This is a genomic window from Pseudomonas sp. MWU13-2517 (genome assembly GCF_023242545.1).
Lineage (GTDB): Bacteria > Pseudomonadota > Gammaproteobacteria > Pseudomonadales > Pseudomonadaceae > Aquipseudomonas.
This window is the reverse complement of sequence record NZ_JALMFA010000014.1, coordinates 39,714-63,983: the sequence shown is the minus strand read 5'-3', so window position 1 is coordinate 63,983 and position 24,270 is coordinate 39,714. Positions and strand designations below refer to the sequence as shown.

At 57.8% G+C, this 24,270-nt stretch carries 23 protein-coding genes and 1 pseudogene; 8 read left to right on the top strand and 16 right to left on the bottom strand.

The window, feature by feature from the left end; genetic code table 11:
• Positions 1 to 61: 61 nt before the first annotated feature.
• Positions 62 to 1,627, top strand: coding sequence for a PAS domain-containing methyl-accepting chemotaxis protein (locus M5B97_RS20370; RefSeq protein WP_248732483.1), 1,566 nt, complete (start codon positions 62 to 64; stop codon positions 1,625 to 1,627).
• A gap of 243 nt (positions 1,628 to 1,870) precedes the next feature.
• Here the strand turns inward: M5B97_RS20370 and M5B97_RS20365 are convergent, their stop codons facing one another.
• Entirely contained in the window at positions 1,871 to 2,809 is a 939-nt protein-coding gene (locus tag M5B97_RS20365; RefSeq protein ID WP_248732482.1) for a DMT family transporter, read from the bottom strand.
• 261 nt (positions 2,810 to 3,070) lie between these two features.
• Here M5B97_RS20365 and M5B97_RS20360 point away from each other — a divergent pair, with 261 nt between their 5' ends.
• The 3 genes and pseudogenes from M5B97_RS20360 to M5B97_RS20350 all read left to right on the top strand — a co-directional run bounded on the left by M5B97_RS20360 (position 3,071) and on the right by M5B97_RS20350 (position 5,777).
• Entirely contained in the window at positions 3,071 to 5,014 is a 1,944-nt protein-coding gene (locus M5B97_RS20360) for a methyl-accepting chemotaxis protein (RefSeq protein ID WP_248732481.1), read from the top strand.
• Positions 5,008 to 5,109: pseudogene (locus tag M5B97_RS20355) on the top strand (manganese catalase family protein); the annotation flags it as partial. The gene M5B97_RS20360 and the pseudogene M5B97_RS20355, both read left to right, overlap by 7 nt.
• A 104-nt stretch (positions 5,110 to 5,213) precedes the next feature.
• Complete coding sequence (locus M5B97_RS20350; protein WP_248732480.1) at positions 5,214 to 5,777, top strand: carboxymuconolactone decarboxylase family protein; 564 nt, start codon at positions 5,214 to 5,216, stop codon at positions 5,775 to 5,777.
• Between the two features lie 200 nt (positions 5,778 to 5,977).
• On the opposite strand, the gene M5B97_RS20345 is transcribed toward M5B97_RS20350, so the two are convergent.
• Positions 5,978 to 7,201 carry a zinc-dependent alcohol dehydrogenase gene (locus M5B97_RS20345; RefSeq protein WP_248732479.1) on the bottom strand — a complete coding sequence of 408 codons (1,224 nt, stop codon included), beginning with the start codon at positions 7,199 to 7,201 and terminating at the stop codon, positions 5,978 to 5,980.
• A gap of 387 nt (positions 7,202 to 7,588) precedes the next feature.
• Between M5B97_RS20345 and M5B97_RS20340 the strand changes: the two genes are divergently transcribed.
• Together M5B97_RS20340 and M5B97_RS20335 are read left to right on the top strand one after the other, a co-directional pair.
• Positions 7,589 to 8,470 carry a manganese catalase family protein gene (locus M5B97_RS20340; protein WP_123718233.1) on the top strand — a complete coding sequence of 294 codons (882 nt, stop codon included), beginning with the start codon at positions 7,589 to 7,591 and terminating at the stop codon, positions 8,468 to 8,470.
• Between the two features lie 326 nt (positions 8,471 to 8,796).
• Complete coding sequence (locus M5B97_RS20335; RefSeq protein WP_248732478.1) at positions 8,797 to 10,113, top strand: APC family permease; 1,317 nt, start codon at positions 8,797 to 8,799, stop codon at positions 10,111 to 10,113.
• Here the strand turns inward: M5B97_RS20335 and M5B97_RS20330 are convergent.
• Both M5B97_RS20330 and M5B97_RS20325 read right to left on the bottom strand, forming a co-directional pair.
• Complete coding sequence (locus tag M5B97_RS20330) at positions 10,110 to 10,784, bottom strand: HAD family hydrolase (RefSeq protein ID WP_248732477.1); 675 nt, start codon at positions 10,782 to 10,784, stop codon at positions 10,110 to 10,112. The two genes, M5B97_RS20335 and M5B97_RS20330, sit on opposite strands and share 4 nt — an antisense overlap.
• Positions 10,785 to 10,806: 22 nt before the next feature.
• The gene (locus tag M5B97_RS20325; RefSeq protein ID WP_248732476.1) at positions 10,807 to 11,565 is read right to left on the bottom strand and encodes an OBAP family protein; all 759 of its coding nucleotides are present in this window, start codon (positions 11,563 to 11,565) and stop codon (positions 10,807 to 10,809) included.
• 395 nt (positions 11,566 to 11,960) lie between these two features.
• Between M5B97_RS20325 and M5B97_RS20320 the strand changes: the two genes are divergently transcribed.
• The gene (locus M5B97_RS20320) at positions 11,961 to 12,884 is read left to right on the top strand and encodes a ZIP family metal transporter (RefSeq protein WP_248732475.1); all 924 of its coding nucleotides are present in this window, start codon (positions 11,961 to 11,963) and stop codon (positions 12,882 to 12,884) included.
• Positions 12,885 to 12,974: 90 nt separating this feature from the next.
• Here the strand turns inward: M5B97_RS20320 and cyoD are convergent, their stop codons facing one another.
• The 5 genes from cyoD to M5B97_RS20295 form a co-directional block, all read right to left on the bottom strand.
• Positions 12,975 to 13,313, bottom strand: a complete 339-nt coding sequence (gene cyoD, locus M5B97_RS20315) for a cytochrome o ubiquinol oxidase subunit IV (RefSeq protein ID WP_248732474.1) — start codon at positions 13,311 to 13,313, stop codon at positions 12,975 to 12,977.
• 1 nt (position 13,314) lies between these two features.
• Positions 13,315 to 13,929 (bottom strand): cytochrome o ubiquinol oxidase subunit III, encoded by a 615-nt coding sequence (gene cyoC, locus M5B97_RS20310; protein ID WP_123718238.1) that lies wholly within the window; start codon positions 13,927 to 13,929, stop codon positions 13,315 to 13,317.
• Positions 13,930 to 13,931: 2 nt separating this feature from the next.
• On the bottom strand, positions 13,932 to 15,905 hold the full coding sequence (gene cyoB / locus M5B97_RS20305) for a cytochrome o ubiquinol oxidase subunit I (RefSeq protein ID WP_248732473.1): 1,974 nt from the start codon (positions 15,903 to 15,905) through the stop codon (positions 13,932 to 13,934).
• 1 nt (position 15,906) lies between these two features.
• Positions 15,907 to 16,809 carry a ubiquinol oxidase subunit II gene (cyoA, locus tag M5B97_RS20300; RefSeq protein WP_248732472.1) on the bottom strand — a complete coding sequence of 301 codons (903 nt, stop codon included), beginning with the start codon at positions 16,807 to 16,809 and terminating at the stop codon, positions 15,907 to 15,909.
• A 103-nt stretch (positions 16,810 to 16,912) separates the two neighbouring features.
• A complete protein-coding gene (locus M5B97_RS20295) occupies positions 16,913 to 17,167 on the bottom strand; it encodes a metallothionein (RefSeq protein WP_248732471.1) in 255 nt (84 codons plus the stop codon).
• 298 nt (positions 17,168 to 17,465) lie between these two features.
• Here M5B97_RS20295 and M5B97_RS20290 point away from each other — a divergent pair, with 298 nt between their 5' ends.
• Complete coding sequence (locus M5B97_RS20290) at positions 17,466 to 17,771, top strand: general stress protein (protein WP_134657171.1); 306 nt, start codon at positions 17,466 to 17,468, stop codon at positions 17,769 to 17,771.
• Between the two features lie 136 nt (positions 17,772 to 17,907).
• Here M5B97_RS20290 and M5B97_RS20285 read toward each other — a convergent pair whose 3' ends face one another.
• From M5B97_RS20285 to M5B97_RS20255, 7 genes are all read right to left on the bottom strand, one after another.
• The gene (locus M5B97_RS20285; RefSeq protein WP_248732470.1) at positions 17,908 to 18,417 is read right to left on the bottom strand and encodes a ferritin-like domain-containing protein; all 510 of its coding nucleotides are present in this window, start codon (positions 18,415 to 18,417) and stop codon (positions 17,908 to 17,910) included.
• A gap of 161 nt (positions 18,418 to 18,578) precedes the next feature.
• Positions 18,579 to 19,256, bottom strand: coding sequence for a DUF5710 domain-containing protein (locus M5B97_RS20280; protein WP_248732469.1), 678 nt, complete (start codon positions 19,254 to 19,256; stop codon positions 18,579 to 18,581).
• Positions 19,257 to 19,302: 46 nt separating this feature from the next.
• The gene (gene hxsA, locus M5B97_RS20275; protein WP_248732468.1) at positions 19,303 to 19,899 is read right to left on the bottom strand and encodes a His-Xaa-Ser repeat protein HxsA; all 597 of its coding nucleotides are present in this window, start codon (positions 19,897 to 19,899) and stop codon (positions 19,303 to 19,305) included.
• Complete coding sequence (hxsC, locus tag M5B97_RS20270; protein WP_248732467.1) at positions 19,896 to 21,131, bottom strand: His-Xaa-Ser system radical SAM maturase HxsC; 1,236 nt, start codon at positions 21,129 to 21,131, stop codon at positions 19,896 to 19,898. The genes hxsA and hxsC overlap by 4 nt, the downstream gene beginning before the upstream one ends.
• Positions 21,131 to 22,618 carry a His-Xaa-Ser system radical SAM maturase HxsB gene (gene hxsB, locus M5B97_RS20265; protein ID WP_248732466.1) on the bottom strand — a complete coding sequence of 496 codons (1,488 nt, stop codon included), beginning with the start codon at positions 22,616 to 22,618 and terminating at the stop codon, positions 21,131 to 21,133. The genes hxsC and hxsB overlap by 1 nt, the downstream gene beginning before the upstream one ends.
• Positions 22,615 to 22,914, bottom strand: coding sequence for a His-Xaa-Ser system protein HxsD (gene hxsD / locus M5B97_RS20260; protein WP_248732465.1), 300 nt, complete (start codon positions 22,912 to 22,914; stop codon positions 22,615 to 22,617). The genes hxsB and hxsD overlap by 4 nt, the downstream gene beginning before the upstream one ends.
• Before the next feature lie 349 nt (positions 22,915 to 23,263).
• Complete coding sequence (locus M5B97_RS20255) at positions 23,264 to 24,178, bottom strand: LysR substrate-binding domain-containing protein (RefSeq protein ID WP_123718247.1); 915 nt, start codon at positions 24,176 to 24,178, stop codon at positions 23,264 to 23,266.
• Positions 24,179 to 24,270: the final 92 nt, after the last annotated feature.

Sequence of the window (24,270 nt, the reverse complement as noted above, 5' to 3'; positions counted from 1 at the left end):
AAAGTTATTAACTTTTCATAGCGCTTGCCGATGGCTTTACACGTCACAGAAGGTAGTAGTTATGAGAAATAATCAACCTGTCACTCAGCGTGAAGTTTCACTCGGGCCGCAGCAGAAACTTATCTCGACGACAGACGCGCGAGGCGTTATCACTTATTGCAATGATGCATTTGTCGAGATCAGCGGTTTTGATCGCGACGATCTGATCGGTGCTCCGCAAAACATCGTCCGTCATCCGGACGTGCCTCCGGCTGTGTTTGCCCACATGTGGAGTGCGCTCAAACAGGGTCGGCCATGGATGGGGATTGTCAAAAACCGCTCCAAAAATGGCGATCACTATTGGGTCAACGCGTACGTCACACCGATATTTGAAGGCAGCCAGGTAGTAGGTTTCGAATCGGTCAGGGTCAAGCCGACAGCGGATCAGGTCCGTCGGGCGCAAACGCTCTATAAGCGCATCAGCCAAGGAAAATCGGCCGTTCCTCAGTGGGAAAGCTTGACGTGCGCTGTGCAGGATTGTCTGCCGTATCTGGTCACCGGGCTGGCAGGTGCGGTAGGCGGCCTGTTCTTCAGCGCGCCTTTGGCAATCGGTGTGGCGGCAGCGGTGGCGTTGCCGTTCGGCTTGGTTTTTTCACGTTGGCAAAGGCGGGGCACGCTGCGCTTGTTGCAGATGGCTGAACCCTCAACCTCCGACTCATTGATTGCACAGATGTACAGCGATGCCCAGGGCCCGCAAGCCCGCCTGGAAACGGCCTTCGTCAGCCAGGCCGCGCGTCTGAAGACTTGCCTCACGCGCTTGCAAGACACCGCCGAGCAGCTCAGTCACCTCGCCGGGCAATCCGAGGTACTCGCCACTCAGGGCTCAAAAGGCCTGGATCGCCAGCGTGTCGAGACTGAACAAGTGTCTGCCGCGGTCAACCAGATGGCTGCGACCACCCAGGAAGTTGCCAGGCATGTCCAACGCACGGCGGATGCCACCCAGCAAGCCAACCAGCTCACGGGACGCGGTCGTGAGGTGGCGCGGGAGACTCGCGAAGCCATTGAGCGCCTGTCGGCCGTCGTGAGTGAAACCGGCCAGACCGTGGCGCAGTTGGCTCGGGACAGCGACGAAATCGGCACGGTCGTCGATGTGATCAAAGGCATCGCCGATCAGACCAACCTGCTGGCACTCAATGCCGCCATCGAAGCCGCCCGCGCCGGCGATATGGGGCGAGGCTTTGCCGTGGTGGCCGACGAGGTTCGCCAACTGGCACAGCGTACTTCGCAATCGACCATGCAGATCCACCAACTGATTACCACGCTCCAGGTGTCGTCCAGCAAAGCCGTGCAAACCATGGAGAGCGGCTGCCGTCAGGCCGAAGAGGGTGTGGTTCAGGTGCTCGAGGCAGACAAAGCGTTGTTGGGGATCAGTGAAGCCGTCGCTAACATCACCGACATGACCACTCAGATTGCGAGTGCAACGGAGGAGCAAAGTGCGGTAGCCGAGGAAATCAGCCAGAACATCGCCACCATCGCCCAACTGGCCGATCAAACCTCGGAGCAGGCGCGCCAATCGGCAGGGCTGAACACAGAGCTGACCAGGACAGCCGCCACGCAATACTCCCTGGTCGAGCGCTTTAACCGATAACCGTACACATCCGTCCAGGAGGCCTGCCAAGTGGGCCTTCTTTGCCTACCCGGCCGAGTTGAAGCGCCGGGTGGGTGTAGACAAACGCCGCTACAAGTTCCGAAGCCACAAGGGGCGGTGCTGATAAGCCCTTGCTCCAGCACGTTGGTGAGCAAGGGGAGGGGCGCTATCAGTCACGTTGGACAGGAATGCGATAGCGTCAGCATAAACATCCCCTTTTTAAGATCTGTGCATCTGAAGCCTTCAGCGAGCGGCGGTGGGCTTTTTCAGCAGGATGAAGCCTGAAATCAGGATAAGGGCCAGGCCGGCCGCGGTTCGGCCATTGAGTACCTCATTGAACAGCAGGGGTCCCCAGGCGATAGCGAAGATCAGGTAGGTGTAGTCGAATGCGCCAATGACAGAGGTCTCGCCGATTTGATAAGCCCGTGCGATGCCGGTGCTGACCAGTACCATCAAGACCGCCAGCAGCACCATCACGCCCCAGTCACTGATCGTCATGGGCGACCAGCCGCCTATCAGGAATCGCAGGCCCTCGTTGCCCGGTAGATGTGGGCCGGTCTGTGCGACGACAATGCTGCCCACCACCCCCATCAACAGCAGGACGATGTTCAGCGCCAAGGCCAGGTGCATCGGCGCCTCATTCGCGCATTTGCCTTTGGTCACGACCGCTGCGAGCGCATAGAAAATCGCAGCGAGAATGGGCAGCAGTGTCCATAGGTTGAAGTCACCCTGGCTTGGCCCGAGTGTGACTACCACCCCGACGAACCCCACCAGAATGGCCAGCCATTTGCGCGGTGTTACATGTTCGTTCAGGGTGATTGCCGAAAACACCGCGATAAACAGAGGTGTCGTATAGATTGCCAATGCGGCAATGGTCAGGCTGATGAAGGGCAATGCGCTGTAAAAAGCGACCCACATCAATGCGAGCAGCAGGCTCCGTGTGCCTACCCACAAGGGGGACAGGAGCCATTGTTGCGTTGTGTCGCGGCGGTACATCAGCAAGGCGGCGAACATACCAATGGCCAGGAGCGAGCGAATCACATAGAGCTGCCACATCGACGTCTCGGCACTGGTGGCCTTGATAAGCGCGTCTGACACTGACAACAGAAACACCGAAGCCACCACGATGAGAATGCTTTGTCGGTTTTCGGCGGCGGTAACTGTTGTAGTGGTTGCAGGCATGATGATTCCTTATTTGATCAATCTTGAATCGCCCCAAGGGGCGCTCTCCTAAAACCCAGTCGGCAAGATGTAACGCATTGGCCAACATTACTGCCTGCCTGGACGTTCGCCGTGCAAAAGCTCCCATGATCACCCTAAAGTGCGCACCATCGCGGTCGATAATTCAGAGTACGCATGGATTTTATCTCCCTTATAACAACACATGCGACGTTCAGCGCTAGCGTTTCCCCTTGCCAAAAACTATAACTCGCGGGTGAAGTCATGAATATCAAGCAGAAGCTGACCTGGGCGTTCGCGGCTATTGCGTGCGTCCCGGTCATCCTGGTCGCCGTTTTGGTAGCGTTGAATCTGCGAGAAGGGGCCCAGGCCAATTTCCTCGAGAGCAGCGGTCGCGAGATCCGCCAGATCGAAAATGGCATGAAGCAGTTTTTCGACGGCATCAGCCAAAACGTCGATTACGTAGCCAAGGATCCGCGCGTTGTCGCGGCCAAAGACCTCAAGAGCTACGCAGGCGCCGACGCCGCGCAAATTCCGCTCACGCAGACCAACAAAGAGCTGCTGGCGATATTCGACCAGTTCGCCAAAAGCCATCCGAGTACGGCTTACCTGTCCCTGGGGCTGAGCGATGGCGGCTACGCCAGCTGGCCGGACGACACCAAACTGAACAACTATGACCCACGCGTACGCCCCTGGTACAAAGCGGCCATCGCCGCGCCAGGCGTCACCGTGCGCACCGGTGCCTACTATTGGGCGCCGGACGATGCGACGCTGATCGGCACGGTGCACACTGTCGCCGACGCCGCCGGGAATATCCTGGGAGTGGTTGGGCTGGACGTGTCGCTCAAACAGCTCACTGAGCTGGTGCGCAACATCAAGCTGGGCGACAGCGGCTACCTGATGCTGGTGGAAGCCAACGGTAACGTGCTGGTAGACCCCAGCGACGCCAAGCACAACTTCAAACCCCTGGCCGACCTGGGCGCCAACTACGCCGAACTGGCCAAGCGAGGCGACGGCGTGACCCAGATCGAGATTGATGGCGTGTCCTACATGGCCAACGTGGTCAGTTCCAAAGACCTGGGCTGGCGCTTTATCGGCCTGATCAAGCGTGATGAAGTGATGGCCGCCGCCACCCGCCTGACCTGGTTGATCGCCGCCATTGCCGCGGCGTTGGCGTTGGTGTTCGCGATAGTCGGCGCCAGCTTTGCCAGCGTCATCGTGCGTCCGATTCGCGGCGTGGCCGACGGCCTGCAAGAAATCGCCGAAGGAGAGGGCGACCTGACGCGTCAACTCAAGGTGCAGGGCAAGGACGAAACCTCCAGCCTGGCGGGCTGGTTCAACCAGTTCCTGGGCATGATCGCACAATTGGTGCAGCGCATCGGCAACGCCTCCTCCGACCTGCAGGCTGCCGCCACCGACACCAGCGAAGTGGCCAACAACATGAACCAGGCCGCCGGTCGCCAGCGTGAAGCCGTGGAGCTGGTGAGCACTGCGTTCAACGAAATGGTCGCTACCGCCAATGAAGTCGCGCGTTCATGCAGCGCCGCCGCGTCGAGTGCCGACGAAGGCTATCGCGACGTGCATGACGGCCAACAGCACATCGGCGAAGCCACCGGCAGTGTGCTCAAGCTCAGCGAAGACCTGCAAAAGTCTACCCAGACCATGCAGTTGCTGGAGCAGGACAGCCAGAACATCAACACCATTCTCGACACCATCCGCTCGATTGCCGAGCAGACCAACCTGCTGGCGCTCAACGCAGCGATTGAAGCGGCCCGCGCCGGCGACCAAGGCCGGGGTTTCGCCGTGGTTGCCGACGAAGTCCGCGCCCTGGCTCGTCGCACAGCCGACTCCACCGGCGAGATCGACAGCTTGCTGGGCAATCTCGCCCGCCGCACCCAGGAGGTCACGCAACAGATGCAGGGCAGCCTGCAGGTGTCCCACGCCAGTGTGGAACGCATCCAGCAGGCACGTGACAGCTTCGACAAGATCCGTGGTTCGGTGGACTCGATCCGCGACCAGAATACCCAGATCGCCACGGCTGCCGAGGAGCAGCACCAGGTGGCCGAAGAGATCAATCGGCACATCGCGCAGATCCACGCCGATGCCCAACTGGTCGAAGGCTTTGCCCAGTCCTCACAGGCAGGCTCGGGTCGACTGATAGAGATTTCCGGTCAGCTCAAAGGCTTGGTGGGTCGTTTCAAATATTAGTGAATATGAAGGCGCGGACGATGTCCGACCCCGAGAGTAACCCCATCACCGGCGCCGATCTGGGCGCGGGCGTTCAGGGGCACCCAGACGCTTGATGATCAGTACCGCACGCCGCAACGGCGTGTGGTCTTTTTAGGTAGGAGAGGACATGGCATTCTCCCCATCGTCCGCGAGAACTCCGCCGTTGAGGGAATAGTGCATGACAATTCAATCGCGACTCAGCGAATTGACCGAAGCGAGCATGGACGACGCTCAGCGCGCAGTGCTCAAGGACATTGTTGCGGGACCACGCGGGAACCTGGATGGTCCATTCCTTGCCTGGATTCAAAGTCCGGAACTGGCCAATCATGCACAGCGCCTGGGGGCGTTCTGTCGGTATGGCACGCGGCTTGAACTACGCCTGACCGAACTTGCGATCCTGTTCACTGCCGCCTGGTGGCAGTCCCAGGCGGAGTGGCAGATTCATGAGCCTATTGCACGCTCTGCAGGCGTTAGTGACGCCGTGATCGAGGCCTTAAAGCGGCAGACGCCGCCGCCGTTTACACGAGCAGACGAGGAATTGGTCTACCGCCTCGGCAAGACGCTTTATGAGACTCGCCGTATCGATGACTCGCTCTACGCGCGGGCAATTTGGGCATTCGGAGAGCCGGCCGTAGTCGAGCTAGTCGGTGTTTTCGGATACTACGCGCTAGTGGCAATGACGCTTAATGTGTTTTCGGTGCGCCGTGATACCGATGCACCGCTGCCATTTGCTGAGCTATGAGTGGGTTGTTGAACTAACGAATGCTCGGGGTTGTGATCAAGCGCGGATAGAAAGTAGCAAGCGAGCGGCTAGGGCGTGCGACCGGCTCAAGCCAAACTTTACAGCCGGACGCTTAGCCCTATGCGTAAGTGATAGAACAATAAAATGGGCGAAATCACTGACCCTGCTGGCTCAGCGAACTTCTTCGCCCTTATTGTCCACTAGGGGTTTAACAACACGCCGCTTTGATCCAATTCGGCGAGAGGGAGGTTTGAATCACCTGGGGTGAGGATGACTTTCCTGCAGTCGTCTTGTTTCTTGTCGAATAACTTATAACCTTCAGCCGCCTGTTCCAATGACATCCGGTGACTGATGATCACCTCCGGGGCCAGGCGACCGGTCTCGATATGCTCAAGCAGTTCCGGCAGGTAACGCTGAACGTGAGTCTGGCCCATCTTGAATGTCAGGCCTTTGTCGAATGCATCGCCGAACAAGAAGCCATGGATGAATCCAGCGTACACGCCAGGCACACTCACCACGCCACCGCGTCTGACGGCGGCGATGCACTGACGTAACGCCTTACCGCTGCTGCCTTCCAGTTTGAGCGTCGCGAGGATGGTTTCGGTGGTGCTCCCTTTGGCCTCAAAGCCTACCGCGTCTACGACGCCGTCAACACCACGCATGCCCTTGGTCTGACGAATGATAGTGTCCGCCGGGTCGTCGTCCTCATCAAAATTGATTGGGATCACACCGTAGGTTTTTTGCGCGTAAGCCAGTCGATAGGGGTGGTGGTCGACCATAAAGATCTGCTCGGCACCGAGCATTCGGGCGCAGGCGGCACTCAATAAGCCGACAGGGCCGGCGCCGTAGATGGCAATGCTCGAGCCGTTGCCGATACCCGCGTTCGTCACCGCTTGAAAAGCGGTGGGCAATATGTCCGAAAGAAATAACACCTTGTCATCCGAGAGTGCCCCCGGCACTTTGAAAGGGCCCGTATTCGCTTTTGGCACGCGCACATACTCTGCCTGGCCTCCTGGGATACCGCCATATAAATGGCTGAAACCAAACAGCGCCGCGCCGGGTGGGATGGCCTTTTTATTCATTATCGCACCGCGGCCGGTGTTCGTCGTTTCACAGGCGGCGAACAAATCCATATCACAAAAGAAGCAGTGGCCACAGGCAATGACAAAAGGGATGACGACGCGGTCGCCGGGCCGAACTGCAGTGACATCTGACCCTGCTTCTTCGACGATACCCATAAATTCATAGCCAAAAATATCACCATGCTCCACTGCGGGAATTTTACCGCGGTACAAATGCAGATCAGATCCGCAAATCGCCGTCGCGGTAACTCGGAGAATGATGTCATCACTCTCTTCAATTATTGGATCGGGCACAGTGTCGACTTTAACGCTATGCGCGCCGTGATAAGTGAGCGCTCTCATATTTTTTTCCTCTGATTAATTGCTGGTAAGCGGGAGAGCAGCAGCGCAAGGCGGAAGTTCATAGTTATACGGCGTCATGTGACTGACGGTCGCTATCACATGGAGAAAGAATTCAGTTATCGGGTGGGGCAATAACCGCTGCCAAGGTTCAATTTAAATCTAAATTATCGAAATGGTTTTTGTGATTAAAGTGATTTCTGCATAAATTCAACTGCTTAGGGCTAAAAGCGCATGAATGCTAAATATAATTGAACTACCTCAATGCAACCGTCGGTCACGTCGCGGGTGAATAAAAGAAATTAATAGCCGCGACACGTTTCACAATTCATACGTGCGGCAACAGACATTTACGGTTGGCGTATTCGAGCCTGTTTAGAGGAAGCTATTATGTTTTTACATAACAAACGACTGCAGTACACAGTGCGCGTTGCTCAACCCAATCCTGGGCTGGCGAATTTATTGCTGGAGCAATTTGGTGGTGCGAACGGCGAGTTGGCGGCTGCAGCGCGATATTTCACCCAGGCATTAGCGGAAGAGGACCCAGGGCGCAAAGATCTGCTTATGGACATTGCCACTGAAGAGTTGAGCCACCTTGAAATCGTGGGGTCCATCATCGTAATGCTCAACCGCGGTGCGAAAGGTCAGTTGGCGGAAGGCGTCCAGGAAGAAGGCGAGCTTTACCGCGCTATAAATGGCGCCGGCAATGACTCGCATATTACCAGCTTGTTGTATGGCGCCGGCGCTCCGCTGGTGAACTCTGCTGGTGTACCTTGGACCGCAGCCTATGTTGACTCGATCACCGAGCCCACAGCGGACTTCCGTTCAAATATCGCAGCGGAAGCACGTGCAAAGATCCTTTACGAGCGCTTAATCAACGTCACTGACGACCCTGGCGTCAAGGAAGCCCTCGGGTTTTTAATGACGCGTGAGATTGCGCACCAAAAGTCATTTGAAAAAGCCCTGCATGCCATTCAGCCGAATTTCCCCCAAGGCAAACTTCCCGGCATGCCGGAGTTCACCAGTAAGTATTTCAACATGTCAGGCGAGCCAAATGTTCGTGGCCCGTGGAACGAGGGCGGGGACTGGGAGTATGTTGAAAGTCCGGCACCGGCCGTCGACGGTGGGGATGGGTCGGCCACTGTCGATTTGTCGCCTGAAGATGCGAGCGTATTGGAAGACATGAAAATCAGGACTGCTTCTGATCCGCTCAGCGAGCCTTTAACAGGCGCTGAATTGGGCTCAGGTTTGGTACAGGGTAAAAATGCATAGTCGTTCAGGCGGCCCTTGGCGGGGCCGCCTTTTTGATCTCGAATATAAGCAGTACGGATTGAGCTGCATTGAACATTCATTAATACCACTTATGCCTATAAATATTTTATAGCCAAACGCTTTGTGATGATGGGAACTTATGCCAATCTTTTGGAGCTGCTACCAGTTCGCCTGATTCAATCTCGTGCGTTTGTAAAGTCCGCGCTCCTCCTTAGTCCGCAGACTTTTTCTGAACTTCACTGTTTTGTCCTTCTCATACATTTAAGCAGCCGGCGGTTGTTCGCACGTCTGGGCTATTTGTATTACAGATAAAACGAGTACTGACCATGTCAACTGCCAAACCCAAGACCGCGTTACGCCGAGCCGTGACGGCGCCTATGCTTTATTTGTTTATCCTCGGCGATGTATTGGGGGCGGGCGTATACGCATTGGTCGGGTCTATCGCAGGCGAGGTCGGCGGCGCGATCTGGCTCCCACTGCTGGTTGCGCTATTTTTCGCCATGCTCACTGCGGGCTCTTACGCAGAACTGGTGACCAAATACCCTCACGCGGGCGCTGCGTCTGTATTCGCGGAGAAAGCCTTCCATTCACCGGTGATCTCTTTTTTAGTCGGGTTCTGCATGTTGGCCGCTGCCATTACCAGCGCGGCTGGGCTGGCACTCGCGTTCGCCGGCGACTATCTCGCAGCGTTCGTTGATGTGCCTGCGCACATCGCTGCGCTGGTTTTTCTGGTAGCCGTCGCGCTGCTCAACGCTCGCGGCATCAAGGAATCCCTCAGCGCGAATTTGGTTATGACGGTCATCGAGCTCTCAGGGCTCATTCTCGTGATCGTAGCGGCTGCTTGGTACTTCAGGACAGGGCAGGGTGATCTTGCCCGGACGATTGAGTTCAAGTCTGGAGTCAGTCCCATGCTTGCGGTTCTTGGGGCCGCATTACTCGCATTTTATTCATTTGTAGGGTTTGAGACCTCAGCCAACCTTGCTGAAGAGATTCGAGACGTGCGCACCGTTTACCCGCGTGCCTTGTTTGCCGCCTTAATCACAGCCGGGGTTGCCTATATGGCTGTAGGGGTCGCCGCCGCTTCGGTGCTGCCTATCGAAAGGTTGGTGGCAACTTCGGCACCACTTCTGGAAGTAGTGCGAGCCTCTGGATTGAGCATACCACCGCACGTGTTTGCCTTTATCGCACTGGTGGCGGTAGCCAATGGGGCACTTCTAACAATGATAATGGCTAGCCGTCTGACCTACGGCATGGCCAACCTGGGCTTGCTGCCCGGCGTATTCGGCAGCGTGCTGTCCGAAAGGCGTACGCCATGGGTCGCGATTGTTGCGACCACGGCAGTAGCCATTGCATTAACACTGACGGGAACCCTTACGACCCTGGCCGAAACCGTCGTGCTACTGCTGTTGTTCGTCTTCCTCAGCACCAACGTAGCAGTACTGGTACTGCGTCCCGACCCTGTTGCAGAAGCACACTTTCGCGTGCCCACCTGGGTGCCCGTGCTGGCGGTGGTTTCTTGCCTGATCCTGCTCAGCCAGCAAGGCCTGGGCACTTGGCTCCGCGCCGGTGCCCTGGTACTGGTGGGCGTGTTGCTGTACGGCTGTACGCGCTTGGCCACGCGGCAAACCGTAGCCTCCGTCTAGGGGCGCGACGCGATCTCGTCCAAGTGATGCAATAAGTCCGACGGGTCTTCGTAAACTCTGAGTGCGCCGGCCCGTTCGAGCTCGCCGATGTCGTAGCCTCCCGACAGCAGACCCACCCCGGTTGCCTTGCAACGCCTGGCGGCGAGCATGTCCCAGATGGCATCGCCGACCACCAGGCAGTCTTCGATGGGGACCTCGAGTTTCTGCGCGGCGGCCAGGAACAGATCCGGGTCGGGCTTGCCGTACGTTACGTCATCACGGGTGATGAGGTTGATGTCCTCGGCCGCCAGGCCCAAAGCCTTGAGGTTGATCCGTGCAGTATCAACCCCGCCGCTGGTGGCTATGCACCACTTGATGCCGTCGCGGTCCAGCGTCTGCAGCAACTCCACCGCGCCAGGCAGCGCGAGGATCTGACCCCGCAGGGCTTCATAGGCTGAGGCGTGTTTGCCGCTCAACCGTTTGGCCTGCTCTTCGCTGATCGACACGCCGGTTTCGCGCGAGAGTGTCTTGAGCATCAGCCCGCCGCTCATGCCTATCTTTCGGTGGATCCGCCACATGGCCAGTGGGATACCTTCCGAATCCAGGGCGGATTTCCAGGCGGCTACGTTCTGGTAGACGCTGTCGGTGAGCGTGCCGTCCAGATCGAAGATGAAAGCTGTTTGAGGTCGCATGTCTGCTCCAAAGGTTGGGTGTTCAAGGATGATGTGAGGTGGCCGTCGGATCGGTGATCTGGATGATGTTGCCGTGTTTCCACGCATCCGCGCCCTGCGCTACGGGCGGCGCGACGATGTCGGCGCGCGCCTGTTTTTTCTTGGCGCTGTCGATGCCGAATCGGTGGTCTCGCTCGGCGACCATGTTCTGGTCGACTTGCCCATCGGCGGTGAACCCCATCATCAATTGAGGCACCCCCAGCGGCAGGTCTTTGTTGAGGTCGGTATGCCAGGTGTGCCAGGTCTTGCCATAGGTGTGCACGAGTTTTTGCATCAGCGCGTGCTCGGCCACCTGTGGAATGCCAGGGGCGATGAGCTGACCCGATTTCACCTCATGCACGTGGCTGTGCCACAGCGCCTTTTCGGGCTCGGGCAAGCGGGCGAACAGTGGCTCACTGATGATGTATTCCACACCCATCAGCTTGGCGTCCTTGCGGTTGCCGTCGTAGATCACGCACTGGATGACGTCCTCATTGAGGATTGAACAATAGTGGTGGGCTTCCATTTGTACGTCGGGGTGGCCGTTGTAAAAGTGGAAACCGTCGAGGTAGGCATTCAAGGCCTCCACCGGAGGGCGTGACTGCAGGAGCGCAGCGCCTGCGTCGAGCGAGCGGGTGGCAGGCGTTTTATCGCCGCCGGGCGCGACCACATTCGACGCTGAATTGTTGCCCGCGCACGCCGTGGTCAGGGTGATGAACGCCAGGAGGGAGATTGATCGGGTGGTATTGAACGTGCTGTTCATTTCCGCTTCCTTTTTGATGAACTGCTTCCAAGCCTCGTTGAAGCTGACTACTGGTAGAAGTCACCAAGCGCTACGCGTTCACTTATTTTCAGCCCGGGCCGGTGCGAGCCTCGCGTTGAACCGTCGGTCGCGTGTCGGCCTTTTTTATTAAATCTTTTGCCCGGCACGCGCTTCAGATGGCTATGCGCGCCGCTTCGGTTGTGCCTCATAACCATCAACCCTATGAGAGGTGAAAACATGGCTACCCCTGCATCCAGGTCACGTCCCCGTCCGCGACGCAGCCAGTTCGACAACAGCATCCAGTCGTTCGAACGTGAGGCCGCTGCGCTTGAACGGCAGTTGTTCAACGCAAGCACCAAAACCATTGAGCAGGCTTCACGGCAGCGGAAGGCCTGATGTCCGAGTCGAAAGTCAGCGCCCCATTACGTAGCTGGATGAAACACGCGTCGAACCATGGATGGACAGGCACATTCTTCTGGTCGGTGTTGCTGGCCGTGACGGTTCTGCTGTTTGCCAGCGGCTACAGCGCTATCGTCGGTGCGGACAAGGCCAACTTGCGCCTCGCCCTGCTGGGCGGCTTGAGCGGGTTTGCAGCCACGGCCCTCGGTGCGGTCCTCGCGGTTGCCCTGCGCGAGATATCGACCCGCACCCAGGACGTCATGTTGGGTTTTGCAGCCGGGATGATGCTGGCCGCCAGCTCTTTTTCATTGATCCTCCCCGGGATCGCGGCTGCGCAAGAGATCAGTGGCAACCAGTTCATGGCGGCAAGCGTCGTGGTGGCGGGGCTGGCCCTGGGCGTGGCGCTGATGGTCGGGCTCGAGCGCTTTGTCCCGCACGAGCATGCCAGCACCGGCCGCAAGGGGCCCGATACCGAGCGCTTCAATCGGGTATGGCTGTTCGTGCTGGCCATCACGTTGCATAACTTGCCCGAAGGCATGGCGATTGGCGTCAGCTTCGCTCATGGCGATCTGAATGTGGGCATGCCGCTGACCACGGCCATCGCCATTCAGGATATCCCCGAAGGCCTCGCGGTGGCCTTGGCCCTGCGTGTCACCGGTGTGTCCGCGTTCAAAGCGGCACTCATCGCGATAGGTTCGGGGCTGATGGAGCCCATCGGCGCGGTAGTAGGCTTGGGCATTTCCAGCGGGTTTGCCCTGGGTTACCCGATTGCGCTTGGCCTGGCGGCGGGGGCGATGATCTTTGTAGTGTCCCATGAGGTGATTCCCGAGACCCATCGCAACGGTCATGAAACTTCTGCAACACTTGGCCTGATGCTGGGTTTCGCGGTGATGATGTTTCTAGATACAGCCTTGGGTTAAACCCGTTGAATGCAAAACCCAATACGATCCCATGACGATGCCGGGCGTTGCCCGTTCCAGCCATGCGTGCATGGGGGGATGCCATGCGTTTCAGTGCGCCAGCATCTTCAGGTGAATGCTGCTCATGATCCATAGCGATAACCCCACCAGCAGCAAAATGATAACCGCCGTAAACACCAGCGCGACCAGGTTCCAGCGTTGCTCGGCGGCGGTATCCAGGTGCAGGAAATACTTGAAGTGGACGAACACCTGGACCACGCCGCTGACCACCACCAGCCAGGAGGTGGTGCTACGGGGCAGGGTGGGGAAGATCACCATTCCGAACGGGATCAGTGTCAGCACCAGTGACAACACGAACCCGACCAGGTAGATCCGGCTGTTGCCATGGCTGGAGCCGGCGGTACTCTTAACGTCACTCTGGTTATACATCTCAGATCACTCCCAACAAATAAACCACGGTGAACACGCAAATCCACACCACATCAAGGAAATGCCAGAACAGGCTGAGGCAACTCAGTCGCGTCGCCTGTGTGGTGGTGATACCTTGGCGACTGACCTGCCACATCAACACGGCCATCCACACGAGCCCCGTGGCGACGTGCGCGCCGTGGGTGCCGACCAGAGTGAAAAACGCCGTGAGGAAAGCGCTGCGGCTCGGGCCATGACCTTCAGCGATCAAGTGGTGGAACTCGTAGACCTCCATGCCAATGAATGCCAGACCCAGCCCGAACGTGATGCCCAGCCAGCGAATCAGCGCTTTTCGGTCATTGCGGTTCATCGCCAGCATCGCGTAGCCATAGGTGATGCTGCTGAACAACAGCAGCAGGGTCTCCATCAGCACATAGGGCACCTCGAAGATGTCGGCTGAGGAAGGCCCGCCAGCCACGCTGTCGCGCAGCACCGCATAGGTCGCGAACAATGTCGCGAACAGAATGCAGTCGGTCATCAGGTACACCCAGAAGCCGAAAATTCGCATGGAACCGGCGTCTTCGTGACCCTGTTCGTGGCTGTGGGCGATGTCTTTGTCCAATACGATGTCTGACATGATCACTCCTGCATCAGGTCGTTGAGCCTGGCGTGTTCGATCCGGGCCACTTCCTGCGCGGGGATGAAATAGTCGGTGTCTGCGTCATTGCTGCGAATGACCAGGGTCACGACCGTCGCCACCAAGCCCAAGATCGCCATCCACCAGATATGCCAGACCAGCGCGAAGCCGCAGACCAAGGTGAACCCGCTCATGATCAGGCCGGCGCTGGTATTGCGCGGCATATGGATTTGCCGGTAGTCGGTCAGGCGCGTGACGCGGGTGCCGCGTTCTTTCATGGCCCAATACGCGTCCAGGTCATCGACCGTGGGTTGCTCGGCAAAGTTGTACAGGGGTGGCGGCGATGAGGTGGCCCATTCGAGCGTGCGGCCGTCCCAGGGGTCGCCGGTCTTGTCGCGATTCTTCGCGCGGTGCCTGATGCTCACATACAACTGCAATGCCTGGCTGGCGACGCCGCACAGAATGATCCCCACACCGACCAACTCCAGCATCAGCCATGGGCGCCATTCCGGATTGTTGAAGTGGTTGAGGCGCCGGGTCATGCCCATGAAACCGAGCATGTAGGAGGGCATGAACGCGAAGTAAAAGCCGATGATCCAGCACCAGAACGAGATCTTGCCAAGCCGGTCGTTGAGGGTGAAACCGAAGGCCTTGGGAAACCAGTACGTCAGCCCGGCCATGTAGCCGAATACTGCGCCGCCGATAATCACGTTATGGAAGTGCGCGATCAGAAACAGGCTGTTATGCAGCAGGAAGTCCGCGCCCGGCACCGCCAGCAGCACGCCGGTCATGCCGCCGATGCTGAACGTCACGATAAAGCCGAGCGTCCACAGCATCGGTGTTTCAAAGCGGATGCGGCCTTTATACATCGTGAACAGCCAGGTGAAGATCTTCACCCCGGTCGGCACCGCGATGATCATCGTCATAATGCCGAAGAACGCATTGACGTTGCCGCCGGCGCCCATGGTGAAAAAGTGGTGCAGCCACACAATGAACGACAGCACGGTAATCGCGATGGTCGCCCACACCAGTGAGGCATAGCCGAACAGGCGCTTGCGGCTGAAGGTCGCGGCGATTTCCGAGAAAATCCCGAACGCCGGCAGGATCAGGATGTACACCTCGGGGTGTCCCCACGCCCAGATGAGGTTGACGTACATCATCGGGTTGCCGCCTGCCTCATTTGTGAAAAAGTGCATGTCCAGGTAGCGGTCCAGCGACAGCATGAACAGCGTGGCGGTGAGGATCGGAAACGCCCCCAGTATCAGGATCGAGGTGCACAACGCCGTCCAGGTGAAAATCGGCATCTTGAACAGAGTCATGCCCTTGGTACGCATTTTCAGGATGGTCACGAAGAAGTTCAGCCCCGTCAGCAACGTGCCTATCCCGGATATCTGCAGTGACCAGATGTAGTAGTCCACGCCCACGCCGGGGCTGTAGCCGATGCCGGATAAAGGCGGGTAGGCCACCCAGCCGGTCCGCGCGAATTCGCCCACGCCCAGGGAAATGTTTACCAACACCGCACCGACCACGAACAGCCAGAAACTCAACGCGTTAAGAAAGGGAAAGGCCACGTCCCGTGCGCCAATCTGCAACGGCACCACCACGTTCATCAGGCCGACCACAAACGGCATCGCCATGAAGAAAATCATGATCACACCGTGCGCAGTGAAAATCTGATCGTAGTGCTCCGGCGGTAAATAGCCCGGCCCGCCGCTGGAGGCCATGGCTTGCTGGGTGCGCATCATGATTGCGTCGGAAAACCCGCGCAGTAGCATGACCAGCGCGGCAATGATGTACATGCAGCCGATTTTCTTGTGGTCCACCGAGGTAAACCACTCGCGCCACAAGTAGCCCCAATAGCCTTTCCAGGTCACCCAGGCAAATATACCGGCGCCGATCAAGGCGACCACCGCCAGCGTGTACATGATGATGGGTTGTTCGGTCGGGACGGCGTCCCAGCTCAGTTTTCCAAACATATCAACGCTCCTCCGCCATCCGATTTTGAGCAGGGTTGCCCGTTTCGCTTGCTGTGGTGCGCCTGGCTTTATTCATCCCTTCGTATTTGTCGACGATGGCCTGGAACAGCCCGTCGTGGACGCTTGCGTAGTACGTCACCTGATGGCCGAGGGTTGGCTTGGCCAGTTCGGCGTAGGTTTTAGCGTCGAGGGTTTGCGGCGCGCTTTTGACGGTGTTCACCCAGGCCTCGAATTCGGCGGGCGTAGTGGACAGGGTGTTGAACTGCATATCGGAGAACCCGGGCCCGTTGTAATTCGCGGCAATCCCGGGAAATTTCCCGGTTTCGTTGGCGATCAGATGCAGCTTGGTCTGCATGCCGGCCATCGCGTAGATCTGGCCACCCAGCGCGGGAATGAAAAACGAAGTCATCGCGGCGTCGGAGGTGACGGTAAAGCTGACCGGCGTATGCACCGGCAGCGCCAGCTCGTTCACCGTAGCGATGCCGAGGTCGGGGTAAATGAACACCCACTTCCAGTCCGTCGCCACCACCTGCACATTCAGCGGCGGTACATCCGAGTCGAGCGATCGGTAGGGGTCGAGTCGGTGTGTGGTTTCCCAGGTAACGACGCCAAGAATGATGATGATCACCAGCGGCACGCCCCACACCACCGCCTCGATCTTGTGGGAGCTGGCCCAGTCCGGCGCATAGTCGGCGTTCTCGTTGGAAGCGCGATAGCGGTAGGCAAACCAGAACATCATCACGATCACTGGGACGACGACGATCAGCATCAATGCCGTTGCCAGGATGATGAGGTTGCGCTCCTCGATCCCGACCTGGCCCTTCGGGTTGAACAGAATGAAGTCGCAGCCCGACAGAAGCAGGCTTGCTAAGGTGATGAATAGGCAACGCTTGAGCGTACGCATCAGTGCTCTACCTCGACCAGAAACGGAAGGCGCCAGGCTCATTCAACCAGGCGCGGCGCGTGTGGAGTACAGCCACCGGACGGTGGCGCACCAGGGGTAGAGGTCAGGGTGATATCGGATCGCTGGCGGGAAAGCTTTCTTCCAATGCCTGATCGAGTTGCGAATCGCTGACGTTGCGCTGCGAGGTGGCCACGCTTTGCTCGCAGGTGCAATCCACCGTCGGGCAGGGCTGCCCGCCGGGATGCATATCGGCACAGGCCTGGCTGCAAAAGTCTGCGCCGTCACGCGGGTAGACGCGGTCGGAATAAAGCGTGCACGTGCATGTCGAACAAGCGCATCTAAGGGAAGGTTCTGACATTTTTCGTCTCCTTGAAATTAACCGATAACGTCGCGCTGAAGCCCAAGCGCGTTTGCGGTTCACACACTCTTCGAAAGGCGTTGAAATAGTTCGTTGTAATTAAAAGCGCCTCGGGAGACGAGCGGTATAACTAGCGAAGCGGCGAGTTCCAATGATCGGAAGTTTGTGAATGCCCATGAACTATCCACGGGTGTCCGCTCGTCCAGCCTCTGCAATTTATCTCAAACTTCACGACGTGGGAGTTACTCACAACTACACGAGTCGATGGCTCGTTAACTAACTCACGAGGTGAACTGACATGGCTAACAAAGGCAACGAGAATCCAGGCAACTTTGCGAACGACCCAGAGAAAGCCTCCGAAGCAGGTCGTAAAGGTGGCCAGGCATCGGGCGGCAACTTTGCCAACGACAAGGAGCGTGCGGCCGAAGCCGGCAAGAAAGGCGGTGAAAACAGCCACGGTGGCGGGCGTCAAGCCAGCGAATCTTCGGGCTCCGGCGGGCAGGGCAGCGGCAGCGGCGGCAACTTTGCCCAGGACCGTGAGAAGGCGTCCGAGGCCGGCAAGAAGGGCGGAGAAAACAGCCACGGAGGTGGCCGTAAATCGTAATGCGGGTTGAATGGATCAGGCCTCGTGATGTTGGCGAGGCCTGATCATCTTTAATTAGCTCAGCGTTTTATTGGTTCTGCGATAAGTTTTATATATGTAACTAAGCATGCAGCCGGTTAAGACTGCGCACTTGAGTTTATTTTTTCGCTTCCAGCTCGGGGTCTTCGGATCGGGCGAGAAACGCCTCAGTAATTTCAGGCAGATGATCGAGAATCCATTTAGCCATTGCCTTTTCCTGCGGCAGTATCTTCTCGCAGGCCGCTTGAGTCTGCTTATCGCCTGCGGCTTTCGCGGCGGCAATCAGCACCGTATAAGTTGCGATCTCGACGTTTTCAAACACGTAGCCGGCCATTGCGCCCTTGACCACTTCGTCGCTCATCAGCGAGCCACCTACGGCTTGGCCGAATGCCATTAGCTTGCCAGTCATGTCCTTGATGGTCGACGCACTGCCACCCAAGCGTTCCAGGCAGCCATCGATCAATTGTTGCTGGCCCAGCGTCTCCTCAACGTGTTGATCAATGCGTGCTTTGAGTTTTGGGTAATGCTCCAAGCGAGCGGATTGAGCCTTCAGCATCTTCTCGGCTTGTTGCTCCATCGCATGGGCATCGCGCAGCCAATCGAGTAGATTTTCCTGTGGGGTAGCCATAGTGATTTCCTCATTGTGGGTATGAGGTGGATGCAGGTGGTGACGAGGTAGTTCAGAGTATTTAATGATCAGGGATAGGAAGTGAGAATTTTTGGGGCGATTCACCAAAGGTGGGCTTGACTCCCCGAGGTCCTCGGGCAGTCCGGGATTGGGTAGGGTAATCAGGGCTGCTCGCGAACTTTCATCCAGTCGAAAAAATCTTCGGATGCAAAGCCGACGCTGCAGTTGGCGTCGAACCGCTCATTGATTCTGATGAGAGTCATCCGCCTGGCTTCTTGTGGTGAGGTCGGGAAGAAAGCTCCGCCAGGTTCGCTGTGCATGAAGAAATCGCCGAGCTTTGCTCCGCAGTTTTCGCAGTGATTCATCAGGTAACGGCGGCCTACCGTTTTGCTGTAGGCCTGCTTGAACTGGTTGGTGAAGCGATGGATCTGCTTCGTGACCGAGGGAGAGAGGCTGGCGACATTTGAGACCGTTCCGCGATATCCACGGCACTTCCATTCGCCGAGGTTGCTTGTGAGCGCGAAATCTTCGTCCTCATCCTCGTAGTAATCGAACTCTTCGTGCTGCTCGGGCAGCTTGAACGAAAACACGCGGGTCAAATTAGAGCAGCCCCAGCAGTCGGATACTGACTCTATGATGAAGTAATACTGAGCTCTGACACTAAATTCAGGTCCGTGCTCCAGGTCCGCGTGCTCTGTTACGGGCAGCCATCGAGCCAAGGGGCCGATGTCGACCCCCTCGGGGATGTACCAAGTCTTCAGGCCCGGGTCCCACCTGGCACCGAGTGATTTCGCTTCATCTTTTTCTGAGAAGGGGACTTTCAGATCAATCCTTGCCATTCCGTATCCGTACGTATTGCTGAGTAAGCGCCAGATCCCATGCGACTTATGGAATCTTGATCCCCAATGCATTCAGCGATGGCGTATCCATTCGACCATTCACGGTCAGCCCACTGTCCATCTGAAAGGCCATCAACGCACCCCGTGTCGCCTTGCCCATTACCCCATCAATGGTGCCTTGGTAATACTGGCGCACCATCAGCGCGGTCTGCACACGGGTGACCAGGTTGCTTTTCTGCTCATTGGTCGCGCGGCCCTTTGAAGTGCTCGAACTTGTCCCGCTGGTAGTGCCAGATGACTGATAAAGGCTGTTGCTGCTTGAAGCGCTCGGCGTGCTGTAGCTTCGGGTGCTGGTAGCGGGTGGGCTGTAGTAGCGAGGTGCGCTATAGCCACCCGAGCCGCTGTAGTGAGAGCTGTGCGAACTGTGGGACCGGTGGGAACTGTGCGAGCGATGTGCGGCATAGATGTTGACGGTGTTTGGCGCATTAAGCGTATCGGCAAATACTGGAGGCTGTAGTTTGTCGTTGGGTTGCCAGTTCGCATCGGCGAGCGATAGATGGCCACCCTGTGCCAGGGTGGTACCTGCCATTGGCAGCAAGCTGATCCCACTGATCAGGACTTTCCAGCGGTCGAGCATTTTCACTGTGCACTCCTTGCATAGGCGCTAAAGGCCTCGGTCGATAGTCGTTGTACACCGCGGCTCTGCCAGCGGTCGGTGTGGGATTTGAAGAAGCCAGAGCAATGTTTAACGGCAGCGCATTGCTGGCAGGTATCGATGAAGAGGTTCTTCCAGTCCGAGATGCTCTGGCGGGCGAAACGTGAAAGGTGGGCCGGGATCAGGCAGAGGGGCAAGTTGTAGATCGAAACCGGCACTCCGCGGTTGAACAGGAAATACGTGGCCTGGCTCAGCGACTCTTGGTAGTCCAGCGGGTCGATCCAAAGCTCTTCGTAGTGCTTCCTGGCCAGGCCGGTACTTTCGATACCCATCAGCGCAACATGTCGCACGAAGGGCAGGTTCCTGAATACGTAGTGGGCGAGCTCGGGCAAGCGTGGCGTGGTCAGGCGATTGAGCACCACGCGTATTTCGATGATCTGGTTGGCGCGCGCCAGGTTGTAAAGACCTTGCAGGGTTTCGCTGAACGCGCCTGGAGCTTGCACCACATGGTCATGGTCTTCGGCATTGTCGGCATACAACGGGATGCCCCAGCTCAACTGAGGGTGGCCGATGGCAGAGAGCGCTGCGATCCAGCTCGGGTCTTGGAACAGACGCCCGTTGCTGAGCACATGAATGGATTTCTGCGGCAAAACGGCTTTGCACTTGGCCAGGATTTCGAGCAAACCGTCGCGATAAAGCGTTGGTTCTCCGCCGCTGATTCCCAGATTTTCCTCGCCTGGGTCCATCAGGTCGATCAGCCGTAGGTTCTCCTCGATGTGCCAGCGATCATCGATATCTTTGGGCGGTTGCGAGCACATCAGACAGAGGCTGTTGCAACGATCAGTCATGAACAACAAGTTGCTGTCTGAACCTCGTCTATAGAGCACTCGCACCAACGCGTTGCCTGGTGTGACAGCAATGACATCGCCGGGCTGCACGACATCCGCATCTTTGGGGGTATGCAGGTGTGGCCGCGCGCTATCGAAGTCGCCGATCAATGGCTCCGGGGTCAGGAATCCACCCACTGGCAATGAGAGCAGGTGCGGGCTCCGTAGCCGTTCTTCGTTTGGCAGCCAAAGCAGCAGGTCACCAAAGTCAGCGCTTCCGGCACAAACAGCCAGGCCTTGCTCGATGAACTCATCCAGAGTGATGACCTTGAGCAGTTTCGGCTCATTGAGGTGATGGATTTCGAAGTGGGTGTCTTTGCGCAGCATCGCCATCAGCCCCTGTAACCCGGGAACCGGACATCGTTGTAAGAGCGCCTGTTCAACCAGGACAGCAGCACCCTCTGAACGTTGTCATCGCCATCGCGAAGCAGACCGAAAAGATGCCTAAGCAGCCCCATGTTCTTCTTGCAGAAGCTGCTGAACACTCGATGTCCGATCGGGTCAGCTTGGCGTGCATAGTGTTCGACGGGGTCTGCACCACAGTACGGGACGAGTGCGCAGTCGGAGCAGCCCGGCAGCGCCTCTGCTACACCACTGGCGAGCAGCACATCCATAACGGGCGATGCAAGTAATTCAGACAAGGGTTGCTGCACAGTGCCGAGCCTCAAGCCATCTTCCCCCATCTCCAGCAACATCCGGGCTTCGTCCGAGGGATAGACGTAACCGTCATAGTTGTAAACCAGCGCCGCAGTACCTGCGCCAGCAGGGGAGCGCAGGTCTACATAACCGGAGGAGAAGGGGGTCAGGATATTCTTCAGCAACAGGCTCGTATAACTCTCTGAGAGGTATACGCCCTGTTGGTTGATGTGCAGCAAGTAGGCCAGTGCTTTTTTGTAGAAGGCCAGGTATCGCTCAATAGGATAATCAAGTCGGTTGGCACTCTTGGTGGCAAACCCATAAGGGCTCAGAGGCCGAAGCGAGATGCTGGAGAAACCCAGGCTTACATATTCATCGATGATTGCTTCAGGTTGTTCGAGGCTTCTTGAGGTCAGCGTGGTCAGCGCGGAAACTGCATCATGGCCAAGGCGTTCACGGACCCACTGGATGCCTTTTACAGTGCGTTCGTAGGAGTCTCGTGACGGGGTAGGGCGGTTCGCATTGTGCAAGGTCGCCGGTCCATCGAGCGAGGTCGAAAACTGGATGCCATGTTGTTCTGCGAAATCGAGTATTTCCTCCGTCAGGTGGTGCAACGTGGTGGTGGTGACGAACTGGATATTCCGTTGTTCGACCACGTTCCGTTCAACGACCCATTCGACAATCTGGCGGACGCGCTCGAAGGCCAGAAGCGGCTCGCCACCCTGAAACTCCACAGTCAGGGCGGGAGCGTTCGATTCGAACAGGCGATCGACCGCCGCCTGTGCATCCGCTTCCGACAGGTCGTGGCCGGTTCCTCCCAGAGGGGCCCGCGACACCTGGCAGTACTGGCAGGTGTGGTTGCAGCGCAATGTAACGACGAACAAGTGCAGTGCTGGGCCCTGGAAGAGGAAGTCCTTGCGGCTGCGATACTGCGCGGCCATTTCCGGGAGCGGGTCGTGGCGACTTGGTTCGTAGATGAAGTGGCGGGCCAGCAGGTCCTTGTAAAAAGGTGTGCCTGCTTGAACGTCGTAGTAACTGAGAGCTTTTAGTTGCGCGTCATTCACGTGCATGTACTCACCAGTATCAGAGGTGAGCAGGATGTCACGGTCATGTCCCGTGTTCATGCGCATGAATCGAAAAGGCAGCAAGCGGTAGTGCTTGGCGTCTGTCGCAATCAGGGTCACTGGGAAAGCCCACATCCAGCGAGCGCGGCTCGGGCCAGGATTTCGCGCAACCCCACTGCTTCGTGGTTGATATGGTCGCGTAGGGCGAAGTCGTTCAGATGCTGAAGGATCAGCGAGTGAGCCTGCTCCGGAGAAAGCGTTAGCCTTGCTTCAGCAGGGTTGGCTGTGAGGCTTATCTGATTGGCTTCAATGCCGACCTGGATCGTGACAGTGTCGGCCAGGGAATAAGCGGTGCGTTGCACCACGCCAAGCGGGTAGGCTGCGCTGTCGAGTTTCAGCGTGACTGGCCATGTCATCGGAACCGATCCTTCAAATCCGTTGGGAACGTGTGGATTTTGCCGGTTACCAAGGCATTATGCCATCACCTTTTTTACATTAGTGCGCATTTGATGAGCGTGATGGGGACGCTCACTACGGCTCGGTCATTGATATGGGGTAGGGTCGAGGATTCATTGTTTCCTCAGTGCACCCATCCCATTCTCATCAATAGTCTGCTTGGCCTCGGGCTCGGAGCATCCTTTTCAAACCATCCAAAGCATGCCGTCAAATATGCCACCAAGTGTGGCAATACTCTGGAAGTGGATGGAGCTCCATGGTTTGTGGAAAGGCAGAAATGATCAGATTGAACAGCCCGCCCGACGACACTTATAGACTGTCCGGATCCCCGAAAAACATCTGAATCCGCGACCGCAACCACCGTTCCCCCGGATCGTTATCCTGTGAGCCACGCCATGCCATGTGCAGCTCGAAGCTGCGCACCGGCAGCGGCGGGTCTTCGGCGCGCAGGCCGCCGGCGGAGGTCAGGGCCTCGGCTGCGTAGTCCGGCACGGTGGCGAGGATGTCGGTGCCTGCCAGCAGTGTGCCCAGCCCGTTGAACTGCGGCACGGCCAGTACGACGTGGCGCTTGCGATCGAGTTTTTCCAACTCTTCGTCGATAAAGCCGCTGAGGTCGCCCGCGAACGACACCAGTGCGTGGGGGCGGGCGCAGAAGTCGTCCAGGCTCAGGGAGCCGGGTACGCTGTCGGCGCGTAACAGTTTCGGCAGGCTGCGGCGCAGTACTTTGCGCTTGGCGTTGGCCGGCAAGTCGGCGGTGTAGCTGACGCCGATGGAGATTTCGCCGGAGGTCAGCAGGCCCGGCATCAGGATGTAGTTGACTCGGCGCACCACCAGCACAATGCCCGGAGCTTCGGCGCGCAGGCGCTTGAGCAGTTGGGGCAGCAGGGCGAACTCGACGTCATCGGACAGTCCGATACGGAAGACCGCGGTGCTGGTGGCCGGGTCGAACTCGGCGGCACGGCTGACGGCGGTCGAGATCGAGTCCAGGGCCGGGGAGAGCAGTGCGAAGATTTCCACGGCGCGGGCCGATGGTTCCATGCTGCGCCCGGTACGCACGAACAGCGGGTCATCGAACAACCCACGCAGGCGTGACAAGGCTGCGCTGATGGCCGGCTGGCCAAGGAACAATTTCTCGGCGGCGCGGGTCACACTGCGCTCATGCATCAAGGTTTCGAATACGATCAAGAGGTTAAGGTCGACACGACGCAGGTCGTTACGGTTCATCTTGTGTCCTGGAAGAGTCAGCAAACTTGACGAGAGCGGCCATATTCAGAACCTTGGATTCCATTCAAAAGCATGACCGGCATGAATCTTAC

Coding starts and splice junctions, on each gene's coding strand:
- cyoA (WP_248732472.1), bottom strand. CDS start 16,809: ATGCGTACGCTCAAGCGTTGCCTATTCATCACCTTAGCAAGCCTGCTT.
- M5B97_RS20285 (WP_248732470.1), bottom strand. CDS start 18,417: ATGGCTACCCCACAGGAAAATCTACTCGATTGGCTGCGCGATGCCCAT.
- M5B97_RS20350 (WP_248732480.1), top strand. CDS start 5,214: ATGACAATTCAATCGCGACTCAGCGAATTGACCGAAGCGAGCATGGAC.
- M5B97_RS20320 (WP_248732475.1), top strand. CDS start 11,961: ATGTCCGAGTCGAAAGTCAGCGCCCCATTACGTAGCTGGATGAAACAC.
- M5B97_RS20365 (WP_248732482.1), bottom strand. CDS start 2,809: ATGCCTGCAACCACTACAACAGTTACCGCCGCCGAAAACCGACAAAGC.
- M5B97_RS20370 (WP_248732483.1), top strand. CDS start 62: ATGAGAAATAATCAACCTGTCACTCAGCGTGAAGTTTCACTCGGGCCG.
- M5B97_RS20290 (WP_134657171.1), top strand. CDS start 17,466: ATGGCTAACAAAGGCAACGAGAATCCAGGCAACTTTGCGAACGACCCA.
- M5B97_RS20335 (WP_248732478.1), top strand. CDS start 8,797: ATGTCAACTGCCAAACCCAAGACCGCGTTACGCCGAGCCGTGACGGCG.
- hxsD (WP_248732465.1), bottom strand. CDS start 22,914: ATGACATGGCCAGTCACGCTGAAACTCGACAGCGCAGCCTACCCGCTT.
- hxsC (WP_248732467.1), bottom strand. CDS start 21,131: ATGGCGATGCTGCGCAAAGACACCCACTTCGAAATCCATCACCTCAAT.
- M5B97_RS20330 (WP_248732477.1), bottom strand. CDS start 10,784: ATGCGACCTCAAACAGCTTTCATCTTCGATCTGGACGGCACGCTCACC.
- cyoC (WP_123718238.1), bottom strand. CDS start 13,929: ATGTCAGACATCGTATTGGACAAAGACATCGCCCACAGCCACGAACAG.
- M5B97_RS20345 (WP_248732479.1), bottom strand. CDS start 7,201: ATGAGAGCGCTCACTTATCACGGCGCGCATAGCGTTAAAGTCGACACT.
- M5B97_RS20360 (WP_248732481.1), top strand. CDS start 3,071: ATGAATATCAAGCAGAAGCTGACCTGGGCGTTCGCGGCTATTGCGTGC.
- cyoD (WP_248732474.1), bottom strand. CDS start 13,313: ATGTATAACCAGAGTGACGTTAAGAGTACCGCCGGCTCCAGCCATGGC.
- M5B97_RS20255 (WP_123718247.1), bottom strand. CDS start 24,178: ATGAACCGTAACGACCTGCGTCGTGTCGACCTTAACCTCTTGATCGTA.
- M5B97_RS20280 (WP_248732469.1), bottom strand. CDS start 19,256: ATGGCAAGGATTGATCTGAAAGTCCCCTTCTCAGAAAAAGATGAAGCG.
- M5B97_RS20325 (WP_248732476.1), bottom strand. CDS start 11,565: ATGAACAGCACGTTCAATACCACCCGATCAATCTCCCTCCTGGCGTTC.
- cyoB (WP_248732473.1), bottom strand. CDS start 15,905: ATGTTTGGAAAACTGAGCTGGGACGCCGTCCCGACCGAACAACCCATC.
- M5B97_RS20340 (WP_123718233.1), top strand. CDS start 7,589: ATGTTTTTACATAACAAACGACTGCAGTACACAGTGCGCGTTGCTCAA.
- M5B97_RS20295 (WP_248732471.1), bottom strand. CDS start 17,167: ATGTCAGAACCTTCCCTTAGATGCGCTTGTTCGACATGCACGTGCACG.